This is a genomic window from Microbacterium sp. NPDC019599 (assembly GCF_040632175.1).
Lineage (GTDB): Bacteria > Actinomycetota > Actinomycetes > Actinomycetales > Microbacteriaceae > Microbacterium.
The window spans coordinates 153,051-176,069 of sequence record NZ_JBEYBL010000004.1; the positions used below are offsets into that span (position 1 = coordinate 153,051).

Sequence of the window (23,019 nt, forward strand, 5' to 3'; positions counted from 1 at the left end):
AGCCTGCCCTAACCTGGTCGACGAAAGCGGTCAGCGGCGCGAGCCGCGCGCGACGCCCGCGCGACGCAGCGAGGTCCCGATGCCGAGGCCCACGGCCGTCCAGGCGACGGGGCCGAGGACGGCGACGGCGAGGTAGGTGATCTGCGCCCACAGCGCGAGCGTCGACAGGTGCGCGGCGAAGGCGACGACGACGGCGACGAGGATGCCGATCACGATCGCCGACATGAAGAACCTCCACGCACTCCACACGCGATAGCGGGTGAGCGCCGCGACGATCTCCTGGATGCCGCCGAACAGGATCGCCGTCCCGAGGAACCGGAACGCCCACTGCGGAGCCATCGCGCTGGCCACGAGGGCCGCCACGACGTGCGAGATGAGCGCGACCCACGGCAGCCGGATGAGCTCCTGCGCGATGATGCCCGGCAGCACGTGGGCGCCGAGGATGACGCCGTACAGGATCGGCACGGTCGCGAGGACGACGGGGGTCAGCCAGCCGGCGATGCCGCCGAGCACGCCCGTCGCGACGCCGATCGCCGCGCACGTGAGCAGGACGCTCGTCGAGAGTCGGGTCGTGGGGGGCACCCGCCCAGCGTAACGGCCAGCCTCATGCGTTTCTCATCTGAGGCGATTCCCCCGGCCCGATGCCGCGCGCTATGGTGAACCCGTTGCGCGCCAACGATGCCGCGCAACGTCCTAACGTCCGGCCCCGAGGCGGGCGCATCAGACCCGTCTTCTCCGGCGCGTCAGCCGCACAGCGGGCAGCGGCGGTGCCGGAACCCTCTCGTCGCCGTGATCGACGACGTGTCCGAAGCGCTCGGTCCCCGCCTCCCAGGCGTCGCGTGCCTCGACGATCTCCTCGTGCGAGCGCCCCACGAAGTTCCACCACATGACGATGTCGTCCTCGAACGGCTCGCCGCCCAGGAGGAACAGCGTCGCCCCGTCCGGTGCCGACACCTCCACGGATTCGCGATGGATGCCGAGATAGAGGAGGTGCCGGCGGTCGAGATCGACGGCGGTCTCCGTGTGCGCCGTCGCGACGCCCTCGACCCCGACGAGCGCGTGCTCCCAGGCGGGGTCGAGCGGGATGCGGACGCGCGAGCCGGCCGGGATGCGCAGCTCGGCGCCCACGATCGGCGTGTACGCCGTCGCGGGGGACGTGACGTCGCCGAGCGAGCCCATGACGACGATCGCCTCGCCCGCCTCGCCCGCGGCGGCGGGCAGCTCGAGGCGGGGAAGCGGCTCGTGGCGCTCGAAGGCGGGGCGGCCGTGGCGACGGGACTCCGGGAGCGCGACCCACAGCTGCAGCGCGTCGAGAGGGATGTCGGCCTCGCCGACGGAGTACTCGGAGTGCGAGATGCCGGCACCGCTCGTCATGAGGTTGAGCGCGCCCCGCGTCACGACGACGTCGCTGCCGACCGAGTCGCGGTGCCGCACATCGCCGACGAGGGGCCACGTGACGGTCTGCAGGCCGATGTGCGGATGCGGCTCGACGCGCATGGTCGTGACCTGGGGTCCGAAGCGGTCGAGGAAGCACCAGGCCCCGACGAGCGGGAGGTCGCGCTGGGGGAGCGTCCGGTGGACCTCCATCGCGCGGATCCCGCCGAGGGGCACCTCGCGCGACTCGAGGAGGAGCGCACGCGGCCCGTCGCACGCGGCCGGGGCCTGCGCCTCTTCCGCCGCCTCGAGATCGAGCCTCGTCATCCGCCGACCCTCACTCCGGGTGCGGCACGTCGGGCCACTCGATCGTGAGCCCCGGGACCTCGTGCTTGCGCAGGTATCCCGCCACGACGGGGCAGTGCGGCACGACCGTCTCGCCCCGGCGCGCGACATCCGCCATCGCCTCGGCCACGACCGCCTGCGCGAGCCCCCGACCGCGGAAGGCGGGGTCGACCTCGGTGTGCGGGAAGTGCAGGCGACCCTGCGGATCGATGCGGAACATCGTGAAGCCGGCGAGCACATCCCCGACGCGCAGCTCATAGCGATGCGTGACGTCGTTGCGGGTCACGGTGAGTTGATCGAGGTCGCTCACGGGTGTCCTTCCGTCGTGGGTCGTCTCCTTCAACGTAGGCGGGATGCTGTCGATTCCGCCACGGCGACACCTCTGGAAAGCGCGTCCGGTCGGGTCTATCGTCGGCCTCAACCCGCGTGCCGTGCTCTGCCCGACGCGCATCGCGTGGTCGCGGGCCGCAACCTGGGGAGCGGACCGCGGGTCCGCGCGATTCAAAGGGGAATCATGAAACGACGCATCCTGGCCGCGCTCGCGGCCCTCGCACTGGGGATCGGGGTGGTCGCCGCAGGGCCGGCGAACCCGGCCTCGGCCTCGCCGCTGTCCGTGGCGAAATACGTCGCGCTCGGCGACTCCATCGCGGCAGGGCAGGGCGGCGGACCTGCTCTGGACGCCTGTCAGCGCACGGACGGGGGCTACGCGGCGCAGCTCGACGACGCGCCCAAGATCAACCTCCTCCGCAACGCCGCGTGCACGGGTGCGACGATCGCCGGGACGCACCCGCAGCTGTCGCAGGTGAACCGCGGCACCACCGTCGTGACGCTCACCGTCGGCGCGAACGACCTCGGTCTGGATGGGATCTATGCCGCCTGCGCGAGCGTCGCCGCAGGGGCTGACCCGGTCGCGTGCTTCGCCGCGATCCAGGCCGCGATCGGCGCGGCGCCGGGGACCGTCGGACCGCTCACCTCGCTCATCGGCGCGATCGCGCAGCGCTCGCCGAACGCGACGATCGTCGTGACCGGCTACGCGCACCTGTTCGAATCGCCGCCGCCGCTGCCGGAGTTCGCCGGGCTCGCCGCGCTCGTCGCCGGCGTGAACGGCGCGATCGACGCGCTCAACGGAGCCATCCAGGCCGCCGTGGGCGCTGCCGCCGCCGGCGGAGCGAACGTGCACTACGCGGACGTCGTCGACGCGTTCGCGGGCCACGGCGTGCAGCTCGCGCCGGGCGTGCCCAGCGATCCGTGGTTCGGAATCGACCCGGTCGGCGACCCGGCCGGCTTCCTGCACCCGACATACGCGGGCTACACCGCGTACACGAACGTCATCCGCCAGACTCTGGGGCGCTGAGCACCGCGCTCCTCGCCGCGCGCTGAGTCGCGGCATCCCGTGATCTTCGTGGTCTGCCGGGGTCGGACCGGTCCTCCGGCCCTGGCAGACTCGGATGATGCCGCTCACCCTGCTCGACGTCGTGCCGACCGGTGCGGATCCGGACTCCGCGTACGCGGGCTTCGTCGACTGGGCGGCCGACCGCGGGTTCGCCCTGTACCCCGCGCAGGACGAGGCGGTCATCGAGATCGTGTCGGGCGCGAACGTCATCCTGTCGACGCCGACCGGCACCGGGAAGTCTCTCGTGGCGATCGCGGCCCACGCCTTCGCGCTGTCGCAGGGCGGCCGCACGTACTACACCGCGCCCATCAAGGCCCTCGTGAGCGAGAAGTTCTTCGCGCTCGTCGACATCTTCGGCGCCGCGAACGTCGGCATGGTGACGGGCGACTCCTCGGTGAATCCCGATGCGCCCATCGTGTGCTGCACCGCCGAGATCCTCGCGAACCTCGCGCTGCGCCAGGGCCCGGATGCCGCCGTGGACCAGGTCGTGATGGACGAGTTCCACTACTACGGCGATCCCGACCGCGGGTGGGCGTGGCAGGTGCCCCTGCTCCTGCTCCCGCGGGCGCAGTTCATCCTCATGTCGGCGACGCTCGGCGATGTGACGTCGATCGCCGAGGATCTCGAGCGGCGCACCGGCCGGCCGGTCGCGCGGATCACGGGCGTCGAGCGCCCCGTGCCGCTGCACTTCTCGTACGAGCGCCGTCCCGTCCAGGACGTCCTCACGAGGCTCCTCGACGAGCGCGAGGCTCCCGTGTACATCGTGCACTTCTCGCAGGCGGCTGCGATGGAGCGGGCTCAGGCGCTCGCGTCGGTGCGGGTGGCCTCGCGCGAGCAGCGCGACGCGATCGCCGAGGCCATCGGCGGGTTCCGGTTCACGACGGGGTTCGGCAAGACGCTGTCGCGCCTCGTCCGCGCGGGCATCGGCGTGCACCACGCCGGGATGCTGCCGCGCTACCGCCGTCTCGTCGAGACGCTCGCGCAGAAGGGCCTGCTCAAGGTCATCTGCGGCACCGACACGCTCGGGGTCGGCATCAACGTGCCCATCCGCACCGTCGTCATCACGGCGCTGTCGAAATACGACGGGACCCGGATGCGGCAGCTCAGCGCCCGCGAGTTCCACCAGGTCTCCGGCCGCGCAGGACGTGCGGGCTTCGACACGTACGGCAACGTCGTCGTGATGGCGCCCGAGTGGGAGATCGAGAACGCCGTCGCCCTCGCGAAGGCGGGCGACGACCCCGCCAAGCGCAAGAAGATCGTGCGCAAGAAGGCGCCGACGGGTGTCGTCAACTGGGGTGAGGGGTCGTACGAGCGGCTCATCGCGGCGGAGCCCGAGGCGCTCGCGCCGCACCTCCAGCTGACGGCCGCGATGCTCATCAATGTCATCGCGCGCGGCGGGGACGTCTTCGGCAACGTGCGCTCGCTCGTCTTCGACAACCACGAGTCGCGGGGCCGCCGGTACGAGCTGGCGCGGCGGGCGATCGCGATCTTCCGCACCCTCGTGACCGCCGGGATCGTCGAAGCGGATGGCGACCGGATCCGTCTCACCGTCGACCTGCAGCCGAACTTCGCCCTGAACCAGCCGCTGTCGCCCTTCGCACTCGCGGCCATCGGCCTGCTCGACCCCGAGGAGGCGCCGGGGGCGGCGGGCACCGGGCACTACGCCCTCGACGTCGTGAGCGTCATCGAGTCGACGCTCGACGACCCGCGCGCGATCCTCTCCCAGCAGGAGTTCAAGGCTCGCGGAGAAGCCGTCGCCGCCATGAAGCGCGACGGCATCGAGTACGACGAGCGGATGGAGCTGCTCGAGGCGATCACCTACCCCAAGCCGCTCGAGGAGCTGCTGGCGCAGGCTTACGAGGTGTTCGCGTCGAGCCAGCCGTGGATCCGCGACTTCGAGCTGTCGCCCAAGTCGGTCGTCCGCGACATGTTCGAGCGCGCGTTGTCGTTCTCGGAGCTCGTGTCGCTCTATCAGCTCGGCCGCAGCGAGGGCCTCGTCCTTCGCTACCTGAGCGACGCCTATCGTGCGATCCGGCAGACCGTGCCGGCCGAGGCGCAGACAGAGTCGCTCCACGACCTCGTCGCGTGGCTCGGCGAGCTCGTCCGGCAGGTCGACTCGAGCCTCGTCGACGAGTGGGAGGCGCTCGTGAATCCGGCGCTCGACCCGGAGGCGCCGGTCGTCCCGCCTGCGCCGCCGTCGGTGCTCGCGAACCGCCGCGCGTTCCTCGTCCTCGTGCGCAACGAGCTGTTCCGCCGCGTGCAGCTCGCAGCTCTGCAGAAGGACGACGAGCTGGAGGTCCTCGACCCGGATGTCGACTGGCCCGCCGCCCTCGACGCCTACTTCGAGGACCACGACGAGATCCTGACGGGTGGGGCGGCCCGGTCGCCGCGGCTCGTCGCGATCGACGAGGCGGATTCGACAGCATCCGGAGTCTGGAAGGTCGAGCAGACGATCGACGACCCCGCGGGCGACCACGACTGGCGCATCCGCGGCGAGGTGGACCTCGAGGCGTCGGAGGAGGCCGGCACGGCCGTCGTGCGGATCACCGAGGTCGTCCGGCTGTAGCCCGCTCCGAGACGCCGCGGTCGCCGAGCTCGTCGAGGCGTCCTCTCGTTGCGCGAAGCCGGGCTCGAGTTCGACCCCCGACAAGCTCGGGGACCGAGCTCCGGTGCCGGCTCCTCCCCAGGGGTGGGCCGCCCGGCGGGGTCGGACGGCGCGGCTACCCTGGGACGGGTGACCAACCCGCAGGGCGACCCGTACGCCGATCTCGCGTGGGATCCCGACGCGTACGCGCCCGACGACGCGTGGGCTCCGCCGGAGGACGGATGGATGCCGCCTCCCGACCCGCAGCTCGAGCGCACCGCGTTCGCCGCGGACCCTGCCCCGCGCGGTCGCGACTTCACCGGCGCCGCGCCGCACACGATCCTCCGCGAGGTCTTCGGGTACGACGACTTCCGCGGCGACCAGGGCCGGATCGTCGAGCACGTGATCGGCGGCGGGGATGCTGTCGTGCTCATGCCGACCGGCGGCGGCAAGAGCATCACGTACCAGGTGCCGGCCCTCGCGCGGCCGGGCACAGGGCTCGTCGTGAGCCCGCTCATCGCCCTCATGCACGACCAGGTCGACGCGCTCGTCGCCAACGGCGTGCGCGCCGCGTATCTCAACTCCACGCAGGCGCCGGCCGAGCGTCAGGCGGTCGAGCAGGCCTACCTCGCAGGCGAGCTCGACCTGCTCTACGTCGCCCCTGAGCGCCTCTCGGCACCGTCGACGACGGCGCTCCTGCAGCGCGGCCGGCTCAGCGTCATCGCGATCGACGAGGCGCACTGCGTGTCGCAGTGGGGCCACGACTTCCGTCCCGACTACCTCGCACTCGGCGATCTTGGGACGCGCTTCCCGGGCGTTCCGCGTATGGCGCTCACCGCGACGGCGACGCGCGAGACGCACCGCGAGCTCACGCAGCGGCTCGACCTGCCCCGCGCGGAGCACTTCGTCGCGAGCTTCGACCGCCCGAACATCCAGTACCGCATCGAGCCCAAGAACGAGCCGCGCCGCCAGCTCGTCGCGTTCATCCGCAGCGTCGGCGTCGACACGGGTGCCGGCATCGTCTACGCGCTGAGCCGCAAGTCCGTCGAGCAGACGGCCGAGTACCTCCGCATGCAGGGCATCGACGCGCTGCCGTACCACGCGGGGCTCGACGCCTCGGTCCGCGCCGCCAACCAGTCCCGCTTCCTGCGCGAGGACGGCGTCGTCATGGTCGCGACGATCGCCTTCGGCATGGGGATCGACAAGCCCGACGTCCGGTTCGTCGCCCACATCGACCTGCCCAAGTCGGTCGAGGGGTACTACCAGGAGACGGGTCGCGCCGGCCGCGACGGCGAGCCCGCGATCGCGTGGATGGCGTACGGACTCGGCGACGTCGTGCAGCAGCGCAGGCTCATCGAGCAGAGCCCCGGCGATCGGGGATTCAAGACACGCCTCGGGCAGCACCTCGACGCGATGCTCGCCCTGTGCGAGACGGTGGGATGCCGCCGCCAGAACCTGCTCGGCTACTTCGGGCAGCCGTCCGAGGCGTGCGGCAACTGCGACACGTGCCTCCAGCCGCCCGAGACCTTCGACGGCACCGTCGCGGCGCAGAAGCTCATGTCGACGATCGTCCGGCTGCAGCGCGAGCGCGGACAGGCGTTCGGCGCCGGTCAGCTCATCGACATCCTCCGCGGCAACACGACCGACCGCGTCCGCCAGCAGCGGCATGACGAGCTTGCGACGTTCGGGATCGGTGCCGAGCTGTCCGAGCAGGACTGGCGGGGCGTCGTGCGGCAGCTGCTCGCGACGGGACTGCTGGTGTCGCGCGGCGAGTACGGGACGCTGGCACTCGGCGAGACGGCCGGCGACGTGCTGCGCGGCGAGCGGCAGGTGCTCCTGCGCCGCGATGTCATGGGACGTCGCGGCTCGACGTCCGTCCGCCGCACGACCGTGTCCGAGACGATCGAGCCCGAGGACCGCGGGCTCTTCGAGGCGCTGCGCGCCTGGCGGTCCGACGTCGCGCGCGAGCAGGGCGTGCCTGCGTACGTCGTCTTCAACGACGCGACGCTGCGGGCGCTCGCGGCGGCCAGGCCCGGCTCTTCCGCCGAGCTCGACGGCATCTCGGGCATCGGCGCGAAGAAACGCGACACCTACGGCGAGGCGGTGCTCGCGGTCATCGCCGCGGCCTGACCCCGGCTCGCTCGACCTCACACTCCGGTCCCGACCCAGCGAGCCTCGGGGGATCGGGGGCGGCGCGGGGTCGCGGCATCCGCCGACCACAATGCCGCAGATCGCCGCAATGTCGCACGGTGCGGGGTGGATGCGTGCGACGGTGTGGTTTTCTGCGACGTTGTGGCGGGCGAACGCCGGGTGCGCGCGCGGCTACCCCGGGAGCAGATCCTCGAGGTGGCTCGCGAGGTGCGCGGCGACGTCGACCCCGTCGCGGTCGTACAGCCACTGGTACTGCAGGCCGTCCCACAGCGCGACGAGCCAGACGGCCTCGAAGGCGGGGTCGCGATGCCGCGGCAGGTCGCCGTCCGCCTGCGCCGCGCGCAGCAGCGCCGTCAAGAGGTCGAGGGCCCCGGCGAACCGCTCCGCGAAGTAGCCGTGCGCGGGATGAGACGTCGGCACCGCCTCGCACGAGAGCACGGCGTAGACCTCGATGAGTCCCGGCGCCTGCTCCGCGTTGAGGCGCGCGCCCGCCGGCATCCCGCGCAGCACGTCGGCCGCGCGCGCGGGAGCCGGCAGCGGCCGCGGGATGCCCCGGTCCCGCTCGGCGAGGACGGCGCTCAGCAGCGTCTCCTTCGTCGGGTAGTGGTGCAGCAGCGTCGACTTCGAGACGCCGACCGCGGCGGCGATGTCCTGAAGGCTCGTGTCGCCGTATCCGTCGCGGGCGAAGAGGGCCATCGCGTCCGCGACGATCCGGGCGCGGCGATCGCGGCCCACGCGGTATCCGAGCATCGGCACGCCTTCATCTGCGCCGACCTCCGCGACGCGTGGAAAGGATGCCGGGGGCACCGCCCGGCGCGAGTCACCCTGCTCCCGCCACCCGCGCGGGAGAGCCAGCGCCTCCTGGTAGACCTCGAGGGATGTCGCCACATCGACGCGACCCGGCAGGTACTGCGACAGCAGCTGCAGCCCGTCCCACGCCGCCGCGATGCGGATCGCCTCCGCGTGCGGGTCGCGGTCGGAGGCGACGACGCCGTGGTCCATCGCGTCCCGGAGGAGCTGGGTCGAGAGCTCGACGAGTCGCGCGTACCGCTCGCGCATGAGGCCGTGCGCGGGGTGGTGCGACGTGGACGCCTCGCCCGTGAGCGCCGCGAAGAGGGGGAGATAGCCGGGGACCGCGGCGTTGCGGCGCGCGATCGCGCCGAAGTCCAGCATCCCCCCGTCGTCATGTGCGAGATGCTCGAGGACGAGCTCCTCGTTGTCGAGTTGGAGGGTCGCCATGACGGCGGCGAGCAGCTCGCCCTTCGTCGCGAAGTGGCGGAGGAGCCCGGGATGACTCACGCCCGCGGCAGCGGAGATCTCCCGCAGCGACGTGGCCCGGTATCCGCGCGAGACGAAGGCATCGTGGGCGGCCGTCACGATCGCGGACCGCGTGCGCTCAGCGCGGACGCTGCGCATCGTGCCCCTCGTCGTGTCCACGATTCCTCCGCGGCGATCCTATCCGCGGAGTGACCAATCGGCCGACTTTCAGTTACCACTCGGTCGGGTTCCGGTATCCTCATCGGTCAGGCGCGCCGTCCCGAGGCCGTCGAGGGAGTGATCATGACCGATACGACGATCGTCGCGGACGCCGCGCCCACCGTCTCCGACCGCCCGTGGCTCGACTCCGAGCTGCCCGTGGCCGAGCGCGTCGAACTGCTGCTCAGCGCGATGACGCTGGAGGAGAAGGCCGGTCTCTTCTTCCACACCATGATCGCGATCGGCGACCTCGACGAGGCGAACCCGATGTTCGGCACGCCGTCCGCGCGCGACTTCATCGACGTCAAGCGCATGACGCACTTCAACCTGCTCGGGGCCGCTCCGACCGGCCGCGAGATCGCAGCGTGGCACAACGCGCTGCAGGAGCTGGCGGCATCCACTCGTCTCGGCATCCCCGTGACGCTCTCGACCGACCCGCGCCATTCGTTCAGCGACAACCCGGGCGCCGCGATCATGGCCGGCCCGTTCTCGCAGTGGCCCGAGACGCTGGGGCTCGCCGCGATCGGCGACGAGGCGCTCGTCGAGACGTTCGCCGATATCGCCCGCCAGGAGTACACCGCGGTCGGACTGCGCGTCGCGCTGCACCCGCAGGTCGACCTCGCGACCGAGCCGCGCTGGTCCCGCCAGGTCGCGACCTTCGGCGAGGACGCGGAGCTCTCGGGGCGCCTCGGCGCCGCGTACATCCGGGGCTTCCAGGGCTCGTCGTTCGGACCCGGCTCGGTCTCGACCATGACGAAGCACTTCCCCGGCGGCGGCCCGCAGAAGGACGGCGAGGACCCGCACTTCGCCTACGGCCGCGAGCAGGTCTACCCCGGCGGTCGGTTCGACCTGCACCTCGAGCCCTTCGAAGCCGCGTTCGTCGCCGGCACGCGCCAGATCATGCCGTACTACGGCATGCCCGTCGGCACCGAGCACGAAGAGGTCGGGTTCGGCTTCAACAAGTCCGTCATCACGGGCCTCCTGCGCGAGAAGTACGGCTTCGACGGCCTCGTCTGCACCGACTGGGGTCTCGTGAGCGACGCCGAGATCTTCGGCCAGCCCTTCCCGGCGCGCGCGTGGGGCGTCGAGCACCTGTCGCCGCGCGAGCGCCTGAAGAAGATCCTGGATGCCGGAGCCGACCAGTTCGGCGGCGAGGCGTGCCCCGAGCTCCTTCTCGAGCTCGTCGCCGACGGCGAGATCTCCGAGGAGCGCCTCGACGTCTCGGCCCGCCGCATCCTGCGCGAGAAGTTCGAGCTCGGCCTCTTCGAGAACCCCTTCGTCGACGAGGACGCGGCGGAGGCCGTCGTCGGACGCGCCGACTTCCGCGCCGCCGGCGAGGCTGCGCAGCGCGCCGCGATCACCCTCCTGACCAACCGCCCGATCCGGTCGGGCTGGGCCGACTCGGGCGTCCCCGCGCTCCCGCTCGCCCGCGGCCTCAAGCTCTACGTCGAGGGCATCGATCCCACCGTCGCGGCGGCCTACGGCGAGCTCGTCGAGACGCCGGAGGAGGCGGATGCCGCCATCCTGCGCCTGCAGGCGCCCTACGAGCAGCGCGGGTCGATGTTCGAGAACTTCTTCCACGCGGGCTCGCTCGACTACCCCGAGGACGTCATCGCGCACGTCGGCGCCGTCGCGGCCGCGGTGCCGACGATCGTCGACGTCTTCGCGGACCGTCCGGCGATCCTCGAGCCGTTCGTGGAGGTCTCGGCCGGTGTCACGGTCAACTGGGGTGCGAGTGCGGCGGCGCTCCTGGACGTCCTGACGGGCGCGGCCGAGCCCAAGGGCCGGCTGCCGTTCGACCTGCCGCGCTCGATGGCGGCGGTCGAGGCATCCCGCCCCGACGTCCCCTTCGACACGGTCGACCCGCTGTTCCGGTTCGGGCACGGTCTGAGCCTGTAGGCCGCGCCGGGCTTCGACCCCTCGGCAGGCTCGGGGACCGTACCCGGGGCTCCGGTTCGGCGCCTCGAGAGGCTCGGGGACCGTACCCGGGCTCCGGGACGGGGGAACCCGTGTGAAAGCGCGGGCGGGACAGCATCCGTCCCCCTAGGCTGGCGCTGTCGACGGCGACGAACCGGGGGGATCAGTGGGGCTCAGCAACATCGAGATCGCCCAGGCCGCGCAGCTGCTGCCCATCACGCAGATCGCCGAGCGGCTCGGCATCCCCGAGGAGAGCCTCGAGCCGTACGGACGGCACAAGGCGAAGGTCTCGCTCCGGCACCTCGACTCGATCGCCGACCGTCCTCGCGGGAAGCTCGTGCTCGTGACGGCGGTCTCTCCCACACCCGCAGGCGAGGGCAAGACGACGACCACCGTCGGCCTCGGCGACGCCCTCATGCGCGTCGGCGAGCGCGCGATCGTGTGCCTCCGGGAGCCGGCGCTCGGCCCGGTGTTCGGAATGAAGGGCGGAGCGGCAGGCGGCGGCTACGCCCAGATCGTGCCCATGGAGGACATCAACCTCCACTTCACGGGGGACTTCTCGGCGATCGCCGTCGCGACGAACCTGCTCGCGTCGCTCATCGACAACCACATCCACCAGGGCAATGCGCTGGGCATCGACGTGCGCCGCATCACGTGGCGGCGCGTCCTCGACGTCAACGACCGCGTCCTGCGGCACGTCGTCGTGGGCCTCGGCGGGCCGGGCAACGGGTATCCGCGCGAGTCCGGCTTCGACATCGTCGTGGCGAGCGAGGTCATGGCGGTGTTCTGCCTCGCGACGGGCATCGCGGACCTCAAGGAGCGGCTCGGGGACATCGTGATCGGCTACACGCGGGAACGACGGCCGGTGCTCGCGCGAGACCTCGAGGCGCACGGCGCCATGACCGCGATCCTCCGCGACGCCCTGGCCCCGAACCTCGTCCAGACGCTCGAGCACACGCCGGCCTTCGTGCACGGCGGGCCGTTCGCCAACATCGCGCACGGCTGCAACTCCGCCATCGCGACGCAGTCGGCGCTGCGGCTCGCGGACTACGTCGTGACCGAGGCCGGGTTCGGCGCCGACCTCGGGGCCGAGAAGTTCATCGACATCCTGTGCCGATCGACGGGGCTGCGCCCTTCGGCCGCCGTCATCGTGGCGACCGTGCGCGCCATGAAGTATCACGGAGGGGTCGACGTCGCCGACCTGCCGACCGAGAACGTACCGGCGCTCGAGCGCGGCACCGTGAACCTGCTCCGCCACCTCGCGACGGTGCGCGGGACCTGGGGTCTGCCGGCCGTCGTCGCGATCAACCACCGGGCGGAGGACACGGATGCCGAGGTCTCGGCCCTCGTCGCGGCCGTCGAGCGCGCGGGGGCCAAGGCCGTCGTCGCCCGTCACTTCGCGGAGGGCGGGGCAGGCGCGGAGGAGCTCGCCCGCGAGGTCGTGCGGCTGTCCGCGGAACCGGCCGAGCTGAGCTTCACGTATCCCGACGACGCGACGCTGTGGGAGAAGATGCGGACGATCGCGACGCGCATCTACGGCGCGTCCGACATCACGGCCTCGACCGCCGTGCGGACCGAGATCCGGCGGCTGCAGAACGAGGGTTACGGAGACTATCCCGTCTGCGTCGCCAAGACGCAGTACTCGTTCTCGACCGACCCCAAGCTGCGCGGCGCGCCGTCGGGGCACGTCGTGGACATCCGCGAGGTGCGACTTGCCGCCGGAGCGCGGTTCGTCGTCATGATCTGCGGCGACATCATGACGATGCCGGGACTGCCCGCGTCTCCCGCGGCCAACGCGATCGACGTCGACGACGAGGGCCGGATCGTCGGCCTGTTCTGACAGCATCCGCACCCGGCGAGCGGGGCTTTGCCGAGGAGTTGTCCTCGTGCGGAGGAGGGATGCTGCTCCCCGTGCCTCCGCAGGGCCACAACACCTCCGCACGGGGACGGTCAGCGGCATCCCACATCCCCGCCTGCCCCTCGATCCCCGAGCTTGTCGAGGGGTCGGACCCGCGCGCGTCGACCGGGGCTTGCCGAGGAGTTGTCCTCGTGCGGAGGAGGGATGCCGCTCCCCGCGCCTCCGCAGGGCCACAACACCTCCGCACGGGGACGGTCAGCGAGCGGGCGGCGGCGGATAGCTCCGCACCCACGCGACGCGGAACCGGTGCGGCAGGGCCGCGGCATCCCGTTCGCCGCCTTCGGGCGGGAACTCGTACACGTCGAGCATGATCTGGACGGGGTAGTCGATCGTCTGGGCGACGGTCTTCACCCACCGGTGGTCGATGAAGAAGCGCAGCCTCTCGGGCGTCCACTCGACGGCGAAGTCGTGGAACTCGGTCAGGTCGCCCTCGACCCGCACCTTCTCGAAGTCGGCTCGCAGTCGAGGGTCGTTCTGCGGCTTGACGCCGACGCCCACCCAGCCGCCGGTGTCGTCGAGCTCCGATCCGAAGATCTCGGCGATGCAGATCTCGCCGCAGTCGTCCGGGCGCTCTTCGAAGCCGATCGGCCAGAGCGCAACCATCGCCGATGGATGCCGGATCGCTGCGAGCCGCGCCTCGATGACCCCGAACCGCGGCAGCCACAGGAGTCGGTCGGGCTGCTCCTCGCGAACGACCAGGCCGGGCCTGAACCGGTGCTGTCCGTCGCCGGAGCCGCGTGACCCCGAGAGCTGCCCCGTCTGCAGGTGCGACACCCTGAGGTCGCCGTCGAGGTCGGGAGCCCAGGGCGGCGTGTCGGCTTCGATCCTCAGCTCGAGCCCTGGTGCCCCGACCGTGTAGCGAGCGGCCGTGCGCTCACGGGAGGACCATTGCGGGGTGTAGAACGGCCACCAGAGCTTCTCATCGAGGACGCCCTCGTCGAACCGCTCGTCGACATCCGGCTCGCGGCCCGTCAGGTCGAGCGGCGACATGTCGAGCACCCAGATATTGAAGGTGAGCTCGGCGCCGCGCCACGGCATCGTGTTCGACCCGGTCAGCGCGAACCCCGCGCGGCGGCACAGGGCGTTCGATCCCGGATTGTCGACGCCCGGATACGCGACGAGCAGGTCGCGCTCGCCGTCCGCGCGGACGTCCGCGATGAGCTGCCGGAGCGCCTCGGACGCGACGCCGTGCCCCTGCCAGCGCGGCTCGACGCCCCACCCCGTCTCGTACGCCGGCCGTCCGTCGTGCTCGACGTGCCACCACCCGATCGCGCCCGCCGGCTCGCCGTCGACGTCGATGCGGAACATGTGCGCGTCGCCCGCCTCCCACAGCCGCAGGTACCTCGCGTGCCGGGCGACGACCTGCTCGGCCGTCTCGGGGCCGCCCAGGTGCTTGGTCATCTCGGGGGTGTTCGCGCGCTCGAGGACCGGCAGATCCTCGGTGCTCCAGCGCCGCAGCGTCACGCGCACGTCAGCCTCCGATCACCCAGATGTCGACCTCGACGTCGCCGTCGTCCCCGGGGAAGATCCCCGTGCCGCGATGCTCGAATCCGACGCGGAGGCAGAGGGCGCGGGATGCCGCGTTCCCCACGGCCCCGTAGCCGACGACGGGCCTCGGCTCGGTCTCGCGCGCGAGCGCGACGACGCGGCGCAGCGCCTCGGTAGCGACGCCGCGCCCCTGCCACTCCGGCTGGACGGCGCAGCCGATCTCGAACACCGGCTCGCCTTCGTGCACTTCGCTCCACCACCCCGCGTAGCCGGCGGTCTCGCCGTCGACCTCGACGCGGAACATCGCGCCCCCGCCGGTCTCGGCGAACCCGAGGTACTGCCGGTGCCGCTCGGCGAGATCGTCGGCGGACTCGACGCCTCCGAGGAAGCGGGTCATGGCGGGGGAGTTCGCGCGCTCGAGGACGGCGATGTCGGCATCCGTCCACGGAACCAAGGTCAGATCCAGTCGGGGCGGCGAGCTCACGCCGCGAGTCTAGGGCGCCTCGCCGACACCCCTCAGGCGGGCGGGTGTCGGGACCGCACAACCCCGGTGCGCCGGGTCCCGCGACCTCTTTGTGAGGAATCCTCAACAGGCTTGGGCTTGCGTTGTGGGAGACCTACCGTGAATAAGAACCTCCCCGCACCATCACTGACGAAAGGTGATGCCATGGCCGACGCCGCCGTCCGTCCCAACAAGCCCGCCATCAACTCCCGCACGCCCGCCGGCGGAGCCCCGACCGCCGCGCACAGCGCCGCCGAGGCATCCGAACCCAGCATCGATGTCGCGCACGTGACCCGGATGCTCCTCGGCACGTGGGCCGACACGCGCCTCGAGGCGCGCGAGATGATCAAGGACCCCGCCTTCTGGCGCGTCGAAGGGCAGCCGATGCCCGAGCACCGCGAGCGCGTCCTCGCGCAGCTGCACGCGCTCGTCGACGCGGGCGGCTCGCGCCGCGCCTTCCCCGAGGAGTACGGCGGCAAGAACGACAATGGCGCGAACCTCGCGGGCTTCCAGGAGCTCGTCCTGGCCGACCCCAGCCTGCAGATCAAGTCCGGCGTGCAGTGGGGCCTCTTCGGCTCCGCGATCCACCAGCTCGGCACCAAGGAGCACCACGACAAGTGGCTGCCCGGCGTCATCGACCTGAGCCTTCCGGGCGCCTTCGCGATGACCGAGACGGGACATGGATCGGATGTCGCGGCCATCGGCACGACGGCCACCTACGATCCCGAGACCGAGGAGTTCGTCATCCACACGCCGTTCCGCGGCGCGTGGAAGGACTACCTCGGCAACGCCGCGCTGCACGGCAAGGCCGCGACGGTCTTCGCGCAGCTCATCACGGGCGGCGTGAACTACGGCGTGCACTGCTTCTTCGTGCCGCTCCGCGACGACGAGGGCGCGTTCCTCCCCGGGGTCGGCGGCGAGGACGACGGTCCGAAGGGCGGGCTCAACGGCATCGACAACGGGCGCCTGCACTTCGACAGCGTCCGCGTCCCGCGCGAGAACCTCCTCAACCGCTACGGCGACGTCGCTCCCGACGGCACGTACAGCTCCGACATCCCCAGCCCCGGCCGGCGCTTCTTCACGATGCTCGGCGCACTCGTGCAGGGACGCGTCTCGCTCGACGGCGCAGCGACGACGGGTGCCGCGCTCGCCGAGTACATCGCGATCACCTACGCGAACCAGCGCCGCCAGTTCGACTCCGGTGTCGGCACGCCCGAGGTCGTGCTGCTGGACTACGGCAAGCACCAGCGCCGGCTGCTCCCGCGCCTCGCCCGGACCTACGCGCAGTTCTTCGCGCACGACGAGCTGCTCAAGAAGTTCGACGGCGTCTTCGGCGGCCGCACCGACACTCCCGAGGAGCGCGAGGACCTCGAGACCCTCGCGGCGGCGCTCAAGCCGCTGTCGACGTGGAACGCCCTCGACACGATCCAGGAGAGCCGCGAGGCGTGCGGCGGTGCGGGCTTCCTCGCCGAGAACCGGCTCGTGGGCCTGCACCAGGACCTCGACGTCTACGTGACCTTCGAGGGCGACAACAACATCCTGCTGCAGCTGGTCGGCAAGCGACTGCTGGCGGACTATGCGCGCCAGTTCAAGCGGAAGGATGCCGCGGCCCTCGCCCGCATCGTCGTCGGTCAGACCGCCGGCAAGGTCTTCCACGGCGCGGGCCTGCGGCAGTTCGGGCAGACCGTCGCCGACTTCGGCTCGACGGCCCGCTCGGTCGAGCTGGGGCTGCGCGCCGACCAGCAGCACGAGCTCCTCGCGGGCCGCGTGCGCCAGATGATCTCGGACATCGCGACGCGGCTGCGCCCTGCGGCGAAGCTGTCGAAGGCGGAGGCCGCGGCTCTCTTCAACGCGAGCCAGTCCGAGCTCATCGAAGCCGCGCGCGCACACGGCGAGCTGCTGCAGTGGGAGGCCTTCACGGATGCCGTCAACGCCGTGGAGGACGAGAGCACGAAGCACGTCCTCGTGTGGCTGCGGGACCTGTTCGGCCTGAGCCTCATCGAGCAGCACCTCGCGTGGTACCTCATCAACGGCCGGCTCTCGACGCAGCGCGCAGCATCCGTCGCCCGCTACATCGATCGGCTCTGCGCGCGGCTCCGGCCGCACGCGCAGGATCTCGTCGACGCGTTCGGCTTCGCGCCCGAGCACGTTCGCGCGCCCATCGCGTCGGGCGCCGAGCTCGAGCGGCAGGAGGAGGCGGCCGCGCACTACGCGGCGGTCAAGGCAGCCGGGGCTTCGCCCGTCTCGGAGAAGTCGCTCAAGAAGTAGTCCACGCGGGCCGGCATCATCGTCGTCGAGGCGACGGGATGCCGGCCCTCGGTCCGTCCCGGGGCGTCCGGCGCGCAGCCGGGGAGCCCCCTTGCGGCGGGTTAGCCTTGTCGGACGCCCCGCCGGGGGCAGACGTCCGAGGAGGTGCCGCGCTGTACGCCGTCCGCCGTGCCCGCGAGGGCATCGCGTCGCTCGCGGCACTCGCCCTCGTCACGGCGATCGCGGCGGCATCCCTCTCCATCGTCGGCGCCCTCGCTGCGCGCGCGTTCGACCGCGGCGTCGACGGGATGCTCGGCCTCGCCGATCCCCGCGACGGCATGGTCGTCGTCGAGCTGCCGCTCGGCGCCGATCCCGCCGCGGAGGCGGACGCGATGGCAGCGGCGCTCGAGGATGCCCTCGCAGGCATGCCGGCCGACATCCGCCGCACGAGCGTCGCGACGGGGTCGGCCCAGGTCGGCGGCTCGGAGCACCCGCTCGCGCTGCTCGCCGACGCGACGCTCGCCGATCGCGCCGAGCTCGTCTCGGGCGCCTGGCCCGCGGGCGCCGGCGAAGTTGCCGTCGCGGAGGCGGCGGCCGACCGTCTCGACCTCGCGACGGGCGACCTGCTGACGATCGACGACAGCGAGGTGCGGGTCGCCGGCGTCTGGCGTGCGGCGGACCCGACCGATCTCGCGTGGTCGGGCGACCCCTCCGTCGCGTCGGGCGAGGTGGACGGTGCGATCGGGCCCGTCGTGGTCTCGGCCGACTCCGTGCTCGCCGACGCCCCGCGGCTGCGGGCGCGCTGGACCGTGACGCCGCGGGAGCTCACCGCCGGGACCGCCGCCGAGCTGATCGGCGCGCTCGATCGCATCGGGGATGCTGCGAGCGGCCCCGCGGGGACCTCGAGCGCGGGGCCCGCGAACGTCGAAGACGGACTGAAGGGCACCCTCGCGCGCATTCTCTCGGCCGTCTCCGGCGCGCGCAGCGCTCTCGCCGTGCCCATCGTCGCGCTCGGAGTCATCGCGGCGGTCATCGTCGGGGTCATCGTCTTCGCGCTGGGGCGTGCGCGCGAGCAGCAGGTCGCGCTCGTGATCGCGCGCGGTGCGACGCGCCCGCGCGTATGGGCGGGCATCCTCGGCGAGGTCGCCGTCGCAGCCTCGGCCGGAGCGCTCGTGGGAGCCGTGGTCGCGATGACGGTCGCACCCCCCTCGACCGCGCTCTGGCCCGCTGCCGCGTGCGCGATCGGGGCGACCGCCGTGGGAGCCCTGCTCGCGGCATCGACGGTCGTGCGCGCATCAGGGTCACGCGGAGGCAGGGCGCGTCCCGTGACCGTCGCGCTCCTGCTCGTGCTGCTCGGCCTCGCGGTGGTCGCGGGCCTCGCCGTCGCACAGGCGTACGCGCGCGGCGGCATCGTGGACGCGGGCGGCGGCATCGACCCGCTCGCGCTGGCCGCTCCCTGGCTCGTGCTCCTGACGCTCTGCCTGCTCGCGACCCAGCTCGCCGGGCCCGCGGCGACGGCGGCCGAGCGGGCGACGCGCCGCGGGCGGGGCCTCGCGACGCGTCTGGGCGTGCTCCAGCTCGCGCGGAGGCCGCAGTCGATGCTGGCGGGAGTCCTGTGCCTCGCCCTCGCCGGTGGAGTGCTGGCGCTCTCGGCCACGCTCGCGGTCGGGGCCGGCGGTCGCGAAGCCGCCGCGGCGGCAGCTGTCGGCGCCGACGTGCGGGCCGACCTCGACGGGTCGCGGACGGTCGACGAGAACAACCCGGCGCCGGTCATCGCCGAACTTCGCACGGCGGAGGGCATCGGGGATGCCGAGCCCGCCGTGCGCACGTCCGCCGGACTCGGCGACGCCACGGTGCGGCTGCTCGCGGCGACCCCGGACGCGTTCGCGGATATGCGCGCCGACGAAGAGGTCGCCGCCGCGCTCGCTGCCCTCCCCGCGGGCGAACCGCCTGTGCTCACCGGCGACGTCACGGCCGAAGTGACGGGATTCTTCACCCAGGGGCCGAACCCGCCGGAGCGACAGGCCGAGGTGACCGTCGGCGCGTGGGTGCTCGATGAGGCGGGCGCACCTGCGTGGATCGAGTTCGGCACGGCCCCGGCCGACGGGCAGCCGCACGCTCTGACGACCGAGCTCGGAGACCCGGTGCGGCTCCTCGCGGTGGACGTCGAGGGTCGCGCGCTCGAGGGCGGGAGCGTGAGCGTCCGGCTCGAGCTCTCCGACGCGGGCGGCGCCGTCGAGCTGGCGGCGCCGGGCGCGCCGGTCACCGGGACCCGAGCGCTGCGACTCCCGGCCGGCGGGGAGCGCCCTGCCGAGATCCCCGCGGTCGTGACGTCCGCGCTCGCCGGACTCGCGGATGCGCCGGCGGGCAGCATCCTTCATCTCGACGTCGACGGCACGACGCGCAGCCTCGCCGTCCGCGTGGCGGCTGTCGCCGACTTCGTGCCGGGCATCGGCTCGGCCCCGGGCGTCGCGCTGGACCTCGCGAGCATGACCGCCTCGCTCGTCGATGCGCGCGACGCCGTGCTGAGCCCCATGACCGTGCTCGTCACGGCCGACGATGCGTCGACGGCGACGGAATCCGTGCGGGCGTGGGCGACGCATCCGGTGCGCGTGAAGGTCGCACAGGATGCTGCAGCCGCGCCGGTGACGCGGCCTGCGCTCGCCCTGTTCACGGCGGTCGCGCTCGCCGGTGCCGTGCTCGGCGCCCTCGGGTTCGCCGTCGTGATGGCCGCGACCGCGCGGGATCGACGCGCGGAGGCTGTTCCGCTGCGTTCGTTCGGCTTCGACTTCCACGCGCAGCGACGGGCACGGATCGCCGAGACGGCGACGGCCGCGGGATTCGCGCTCGCCGCCGGCGCGCTCGCGGGATGGGCGACGGCCCTCGTCGTCGGCCCCGTCCTCCTGATGCCGCTCACGGGGATGGCGTCGTGACCGCGCGATCGTGGGGACTCGGCCTCAAGGCGGCGGTCACGGCCCCCGTCGTCTCGGCGTTCGTGGTGGCCTTCATCGCACTCATCTCCTTCGCGGGGGCCGCAGCGCCCGCCTTGCTGCATTCGGCGCGGACCGCGACGGTCGCAGCGGCGCTCGATACGCTCCCGCCGTCGACGCGCGACGTGTCGGGTGCGACGCGTGGCGTGCCTCGAGCGCTCGTGGGCGGCAGCGAGGCCGCTCAGGCGCTCCCGGAGGACGAGCAGATGCAGTGGGGGAGCGCGTTCGATGCCCTCGACGAGACGCGCAGCGCCTTCCCCGCCTCGCTGCGCGGCGTGCTGGGCGACCCTCGCGTCGTCGTCGTGAGCGATCCGGTGGTGAGCGTCGCCGACGAGCCCAAGCCGCTGAACCGCGTCACCGTCACGTTCGAGCCCGGCTATCTGGATCGCGTCGAGATCGTGGACGGCCGCGCGCCCGCGCCGAGCGACGACGAGGTCATCGAGGTGACGCTCTCGCGCGAGGCCGCGGAGACGCTCGACTGGCCGATCGGCGAGGCCCGCGACATCGCGTTCACGAGCGAGGCGCCGGCTCGGCTGCTCCTGGTGGGCCTGTATGAGGCGATCGACGAGTCCGACCCGCAGTGGACGCACATCCCGACGGGGATCCGCGCGGCGCCGGTCATCGGCCCGCTCGGAGACGTGACGCTCTACGCGACCGCCTACGGCGCGCCGGCCGCCCTGGGGGCGGCTCGGGACATGCCCGACTTCTTCATGACGCAGACGTGGCTGCCTCTCGAAGTCGAGCGCGTCGACGGCGCGACGGCCGGCGAGCTCGCTCGGCAGCTGCGCGCGGCGAGCGGGGTCGAGGTGCCGCTGACGGTCGTGCTCGAGAGCCGGTGGCCGCTCGGCCTCGCGCTCAGCAGCCTCTCGCCGGGCGTGCTCGAAGGCGCTGTCGAGCGGGCTGATGCCATGGCCGCGATCGTCGCGTTCGTGGCGGTGGGGCCGTTCGCCGTCGCGATCGTCGTCCTCGCCCTCGCCGCACGTCTCGTCGCGACGCGCCGTGTGCGCACCGCGCGGCTCGCCGCCGCGCGCGGGGCCTCTGATCGGCTGCTGACCGCGGCACTGGCGCTGGAGGGGGTGCTCCTCGGACTCGCCGGTGCCGGCATCGGCGTCGTCGCGGCCGCGATCCTCGTCGGCTTCGAGGGCGCGGCATCCCTCCTCGTTCCGATGGCCGTCGCGCTCACGCCCGTCGTCGCCCTTCCCTGGATCACGCTGTCGCTCGCGCGTCGGCACGCGCGGCGCGACCTCGGCATCGTCCCGCGCGGCCGAGCGGTGCGGCGCGGCGCGATCGAGATCGTCATCCTCGTCACCGCGGCGCTGCTCACGGTCATCGCGGTCACGGGCAGCACGGGGGTCGATCCCGCACTCCTCGTGCTGCCGCTGGTCCTCTCGGCGGCGGCGTGCGTCCTCGCGCTGCGCTGCGTGCCCCTCCTCCTCTCCGTGGTCGAGTCGCGCGTCCCGCGCACGAGGGCGCTCGTGCCCTTGGTCGGGCCCGCACGCGGGCGGCGGGATCCGTCCGTGCGGACGGCCCCGGTCTTGGCGGTCGTGCTCGGCGTCGCCGTCGTGCTGTTCTCTGTCGCGTTCTGGTCGACGATGACCGAGGGCGTCGCGGCGGCGGCGCGCGTCGACGCCGGCGCGGACGTGCGGGTCGAGGCGCCCTACGTCTCCGAGCGGCAGCTCGAGGACCTCCGCGCAGTCCCCGGTGTCGCGCATGTCGCCGCGCTGTCGGCAGGCACGAAGGTCGACCTCGACGCGGGCGATCGGACCGTGCGCGCGACCGTCTACATCGCGGACGCGGACGCGCTCGCCGCCGTGCAGGAGGCGTCTGGCGCGGGCGCGATCCCCGTCCCCGCGGGCCTCGCGGACGATGGGGGTGACAGCATCCCGGCGGTCGTCTCAGCGGCGCTCGCCGAGGCGCTGAAGGGGGATGAGGCGAGCCTGGGCGGGCACCCCGTCGAGGTGGTCGCGACGGCACCCTCCACAGCCCGGCCGGGTCCGGCCGAGACGTGGCTGCTCGTGGATCCCTCGAGCACCGACCGGCTCGGCGCCGTGGCGACGAGCACCGGCATGGCCCTGCTGGCCCTCGATCCCGATGCCGGCGTCCCCGAAGCGGTCGATGCCGTGCGCGCGATCGCGGGTCCGTCGGCGCGAGTCACGACCCCCGCGGGCAACGCCGCCTCGATCGCCGCGGACCCCGCTCTGCGCGCTGTCTACCTGTCGCTGGCGGCAGCCGGGGTCCTCGTCGCGGTCCTCCTCGTGCTCGCCATCGGGATGTCGCTCGTGCTCGGAGCTCCGGCCCGCGGGCGGCTCATGGCGCTCCTCGCCGCGCTCGGCTACCCGCGCCGCCGCGACGTGCCGCTCGTGCTGTGGGAGGTGGGTCCCGCCCTCCTCGTCGCGCTGCCGTTCGGCGTCGCCGTCGGCTACGCGCTGTCGTACCTCGCCCTTCCGCAGCTGGGCGCCTCGGCGTTCCTCGGCGGCTCGATCGAGCCCGCCGTCGAGACGGGCGGATGGATGCCGCTCGCCGTCGTCGCGGGATTCGCGGTCTTCTCCCTGCTCGCCGTGCTCGTCGCCGCGGGCGCGGCCTCGCGCATGACGGCGTCATCGGCCATCAGATCCTCGGACGAGGAAGGATGAG

The 23,019-nt window shown here is 72.7% G+C and carries 14 protein-coding genes; 8 read left to right on the forward strand and 6 right to left on the reverse strand.

Translation table 11 applies throughout. From position 1 onward, the window contains the following. Positions 1-30 precede the first annotated feature (30 nt). The 3 genes from ABZ477_RS09560 to ABZ477_RS09570 all read right to left on the reverse strand — a co-directional run bounded on the left by ABZ477_RS09560 (position 31) and on the right by ABZ477_RS09570 (position 2,029). Positions 31-582 (reverse strand): ECF transporter S component, encoded by a 552-nt coding sequence (locus ABZ477_RS09560; RefSeq protein ID WP_360131483.1) that lies wholly within the window; start codon positions 580-582, stop codon positions 31-33. Between the two features lie 138 nt (positions 583-720). Next, the gene (locus ABZ477_RS09565) at positions 721-1,701 is read right to left on the reverse strand and encodes a pirin family protein (RefSeq protein WP_360131487.1); all 981 of its coding nucleotides are present in this window, start codon (positions 1,699-1,701) and stop codon (positions 721-723) included. 10 nt (positions 1,702-1,711) lie between these two features. After that, positions 1,712-2,029 carry a GNAT family N-acetyltransferase gene (locus ABZ477_RS09570; protein ID WP_360131490.1) on the reverse strand — a complete coding sequence of 106 codons (318 nt, stop codon included), beginning with the start codon at positions 2,027-2,029 and terminating at the stop codon, positions 1,712-1,714. Positions 2,030-2,233: 204 nt separating this feature from the next. On the opposite strand from ABZ477_RS09570, the gene ABZ477_RS09575 reads away from it, so the two are divergent. The 3 genes from ABZ477_RS09575 to recQ all read left to right on the forward strand — a co-directional run bounded on the left by ABZ477_RS09575 (position 2,234) and on the right by recQ (position 7,826). Further along, the gene (locus tag ABZ477_RS09575) at positions 2,234-3,073 is read left to right on the forward strand and encodes a GDSL-type esterase/lipase family protein (RefSeq protein WP_360131493.1); all 840 of its coding nucleotides are present in this window, start codon (positions 2,234-2,236) and stop codon (positions 3,071-3,073) included. Positions 3,074-3,170: 97 nt separating this feature from the next. Next, positions 3,171-5,678: a DUF3516 domain-containing protein gene (locus tag ABZ477_RS09580; protein WP_360131496.1), complete on the forward strand. Its 2,508-nt coding sequence runs from the start codon at positions 3,171-3,173 to the stop codon at positions 5,676-5,678. Positions 5,679-5,846: 168 nt separating this feature from the next. Then, positions 5,847-7,826: a DNA helicase RecQ gene (gene recQ, locus ABZ477_RS09585; RefSeq protein WP_360131499.1), complete on the forward strand. Its 1,980-nt coding sequence runs from the start codon at positions 5,847-5,849 to the stop codon at positions 7,824-7,826. 192 nt (positions 7,827-8,018) lie between these two features. Here recQ and ABZ477_RS09590 read toward each other — a convergent pair whose 3' ends face one another. Beyond that, a complete protein-coding gene (locus ABZ477_RS09590) occupies positions 8,019-9,284 on the reverse strand; it encodes a TetR family transcriptional regulator (protein ID WP_360131502.1) in 1,266 nt (421 codons plus the stop codon). Between the two features lie 123 nt (positions 9,285-9,407). Between ABZ477_RS09590 and ABZ477_RS09595 the strand changes: the two genes are divergently transcribed. Together ABZ477_RS09595 and ABZ477_RS09600 are read left to right on the forward strand one after the other, a co-directional pair. Beyond that, the gene (locus tag ABZ477_RS09595) at positions 9,408-11,222 is read left to right on the forward strand and encodes a glycoside hydrolase family 3 N-terminal domain-containing protein (protein WP_360131505.1); all 1,815 of its coding nucleotides are present in this window, start codon (positions 9,408-9,410) and stop codon (positions 11,220-11,222) included. A gap of 184 nt (positions 11,223-11,406) precedes the next feature. Beyond that, positions 11,407-13,080, forward strand: coding sequence for a formate--tetrahydrofolate ligase (locus ABZ477_RS09600; RefSeq protein WP_360131507.1), 1,674 nt, complete (start codon positions 11,407-11,409; stop codon positions 13,078-13,080). A 273-nt stretch (positions 13,081-13,353) separates the two neighbouring features. Here ABZ477_RS09600 and ABZ477_RS09605 read toward each other — a convergent pair whose 3' ends face one another. Both ABZ477_RS09605 and ABZ477_RS09610 read right to left on the reverse strand, forming a co-directional pair. Then, positions 13,354-14,628, reverse strand: a complete 1,275-nt coding sequence (locus ABZ477_RS09605) for a GNAT family N-acetyltransferase (protein ID WP_360131510.1) — start codon at positions 14,626-14,628, stop codon at positions 13,354-13,356. Position 14,629: 1 nt separating this feature from the next. Next, entirely contained in the window at positions 14,630-15,130 is a 501-nt protein-coding gene (locus tag ABZ477_RS09610; RefSeq protein WP_360131513.1) for a GNAT family N-acetyltransferase, read from the reverse strand. Positions 15,131-15,313: 183 nt separating this feature from the next. Between ABZ477_RS09610 and ABZ477_RS09615 the strand changes: the two genes are divergently transcribed. From ABZ477_RS09615 to ABZ477_RS09625, 3 genes are all read left to right on the forward strand, one after another. Then, positions 15,314-17,416: an acyl-CoA dehydrogenase gene (locus ABZ477_RS09615; RefSeq protein WP_360131516.1), complete on the forward strand. Its 2,103-nt coding sequence runs from the start codon at positions 15,314-15,316 to the stop codon at positions 17,414-17,416. A gap of 107 nt (positions 17,417-17,523) precedes the next feature. Then, complete coding sequence (locus ABZ477_RS09620; RefSeq protein ID WP_360131519.1) at positions 17,524-20,328, forward strand: hypothetical protein; 2,805 nt, start codon at positions 17,524-17,526, stop codon at positions 20,326-20,328. Further along, positions 20,325-23,018, forward strand: coding sequence for an FtsX-like permease family protein (locus tag ABZ477_RS09625; protein WP_360131521.1), 2,694 nt, complete (start codon positions 20,325-20,327; stop codon positions 23,016-23,018). The genes ABZ477_RS09620 and ABZ477_RS09625 overlap by 4 nt, the downstream gene beginning before the upstream one ends. Position 23,019 lies beyond the last annotated feature (1 nt).

What these genes read in the sequence shown, in the direction of transcription:
- ABZ477_RS09565 (WP_360131487.1), bottom strand. Translation starts at nt 1,701, where the DNA reads ATGACGAGGCTCGATCTCGAGGCGGCGGAAGAGGCGCAGGCCCCGGCC.
- ABZ477_RS09575 (WP_360131493.1), top strand. Translation starts at nt 2,234, where the DNA reads ATGAAACGACGCATCCTGGCCGCGCTCGCGGCCCTCGCACTGGGGATC.
- ABZ477_RS09580 (WP_360131496.1), top strand. Translation starts at nt 3,171, where the DNA reads ATGCCGCTCACCCTGCTCGACGTCGTGCCGACCGGTGCGGATCCGGAC.
- ABZ477_RS09595 (WP_360131505.1), top strand. Translation starts at nt 9,408, where the DNA reads ATGACCGATACGACGATCGTCGCGGACGCCGCGCCCACCGTCTCCGAC.
- ABZ477_RS09615 (WP_360131516.1), top strand. Translation starts at nt 15,314, where the DNA reads ATGGCCGACGCCGCCGTCCGTCCCAACAAGCCCGCCATCAACTCCCGC.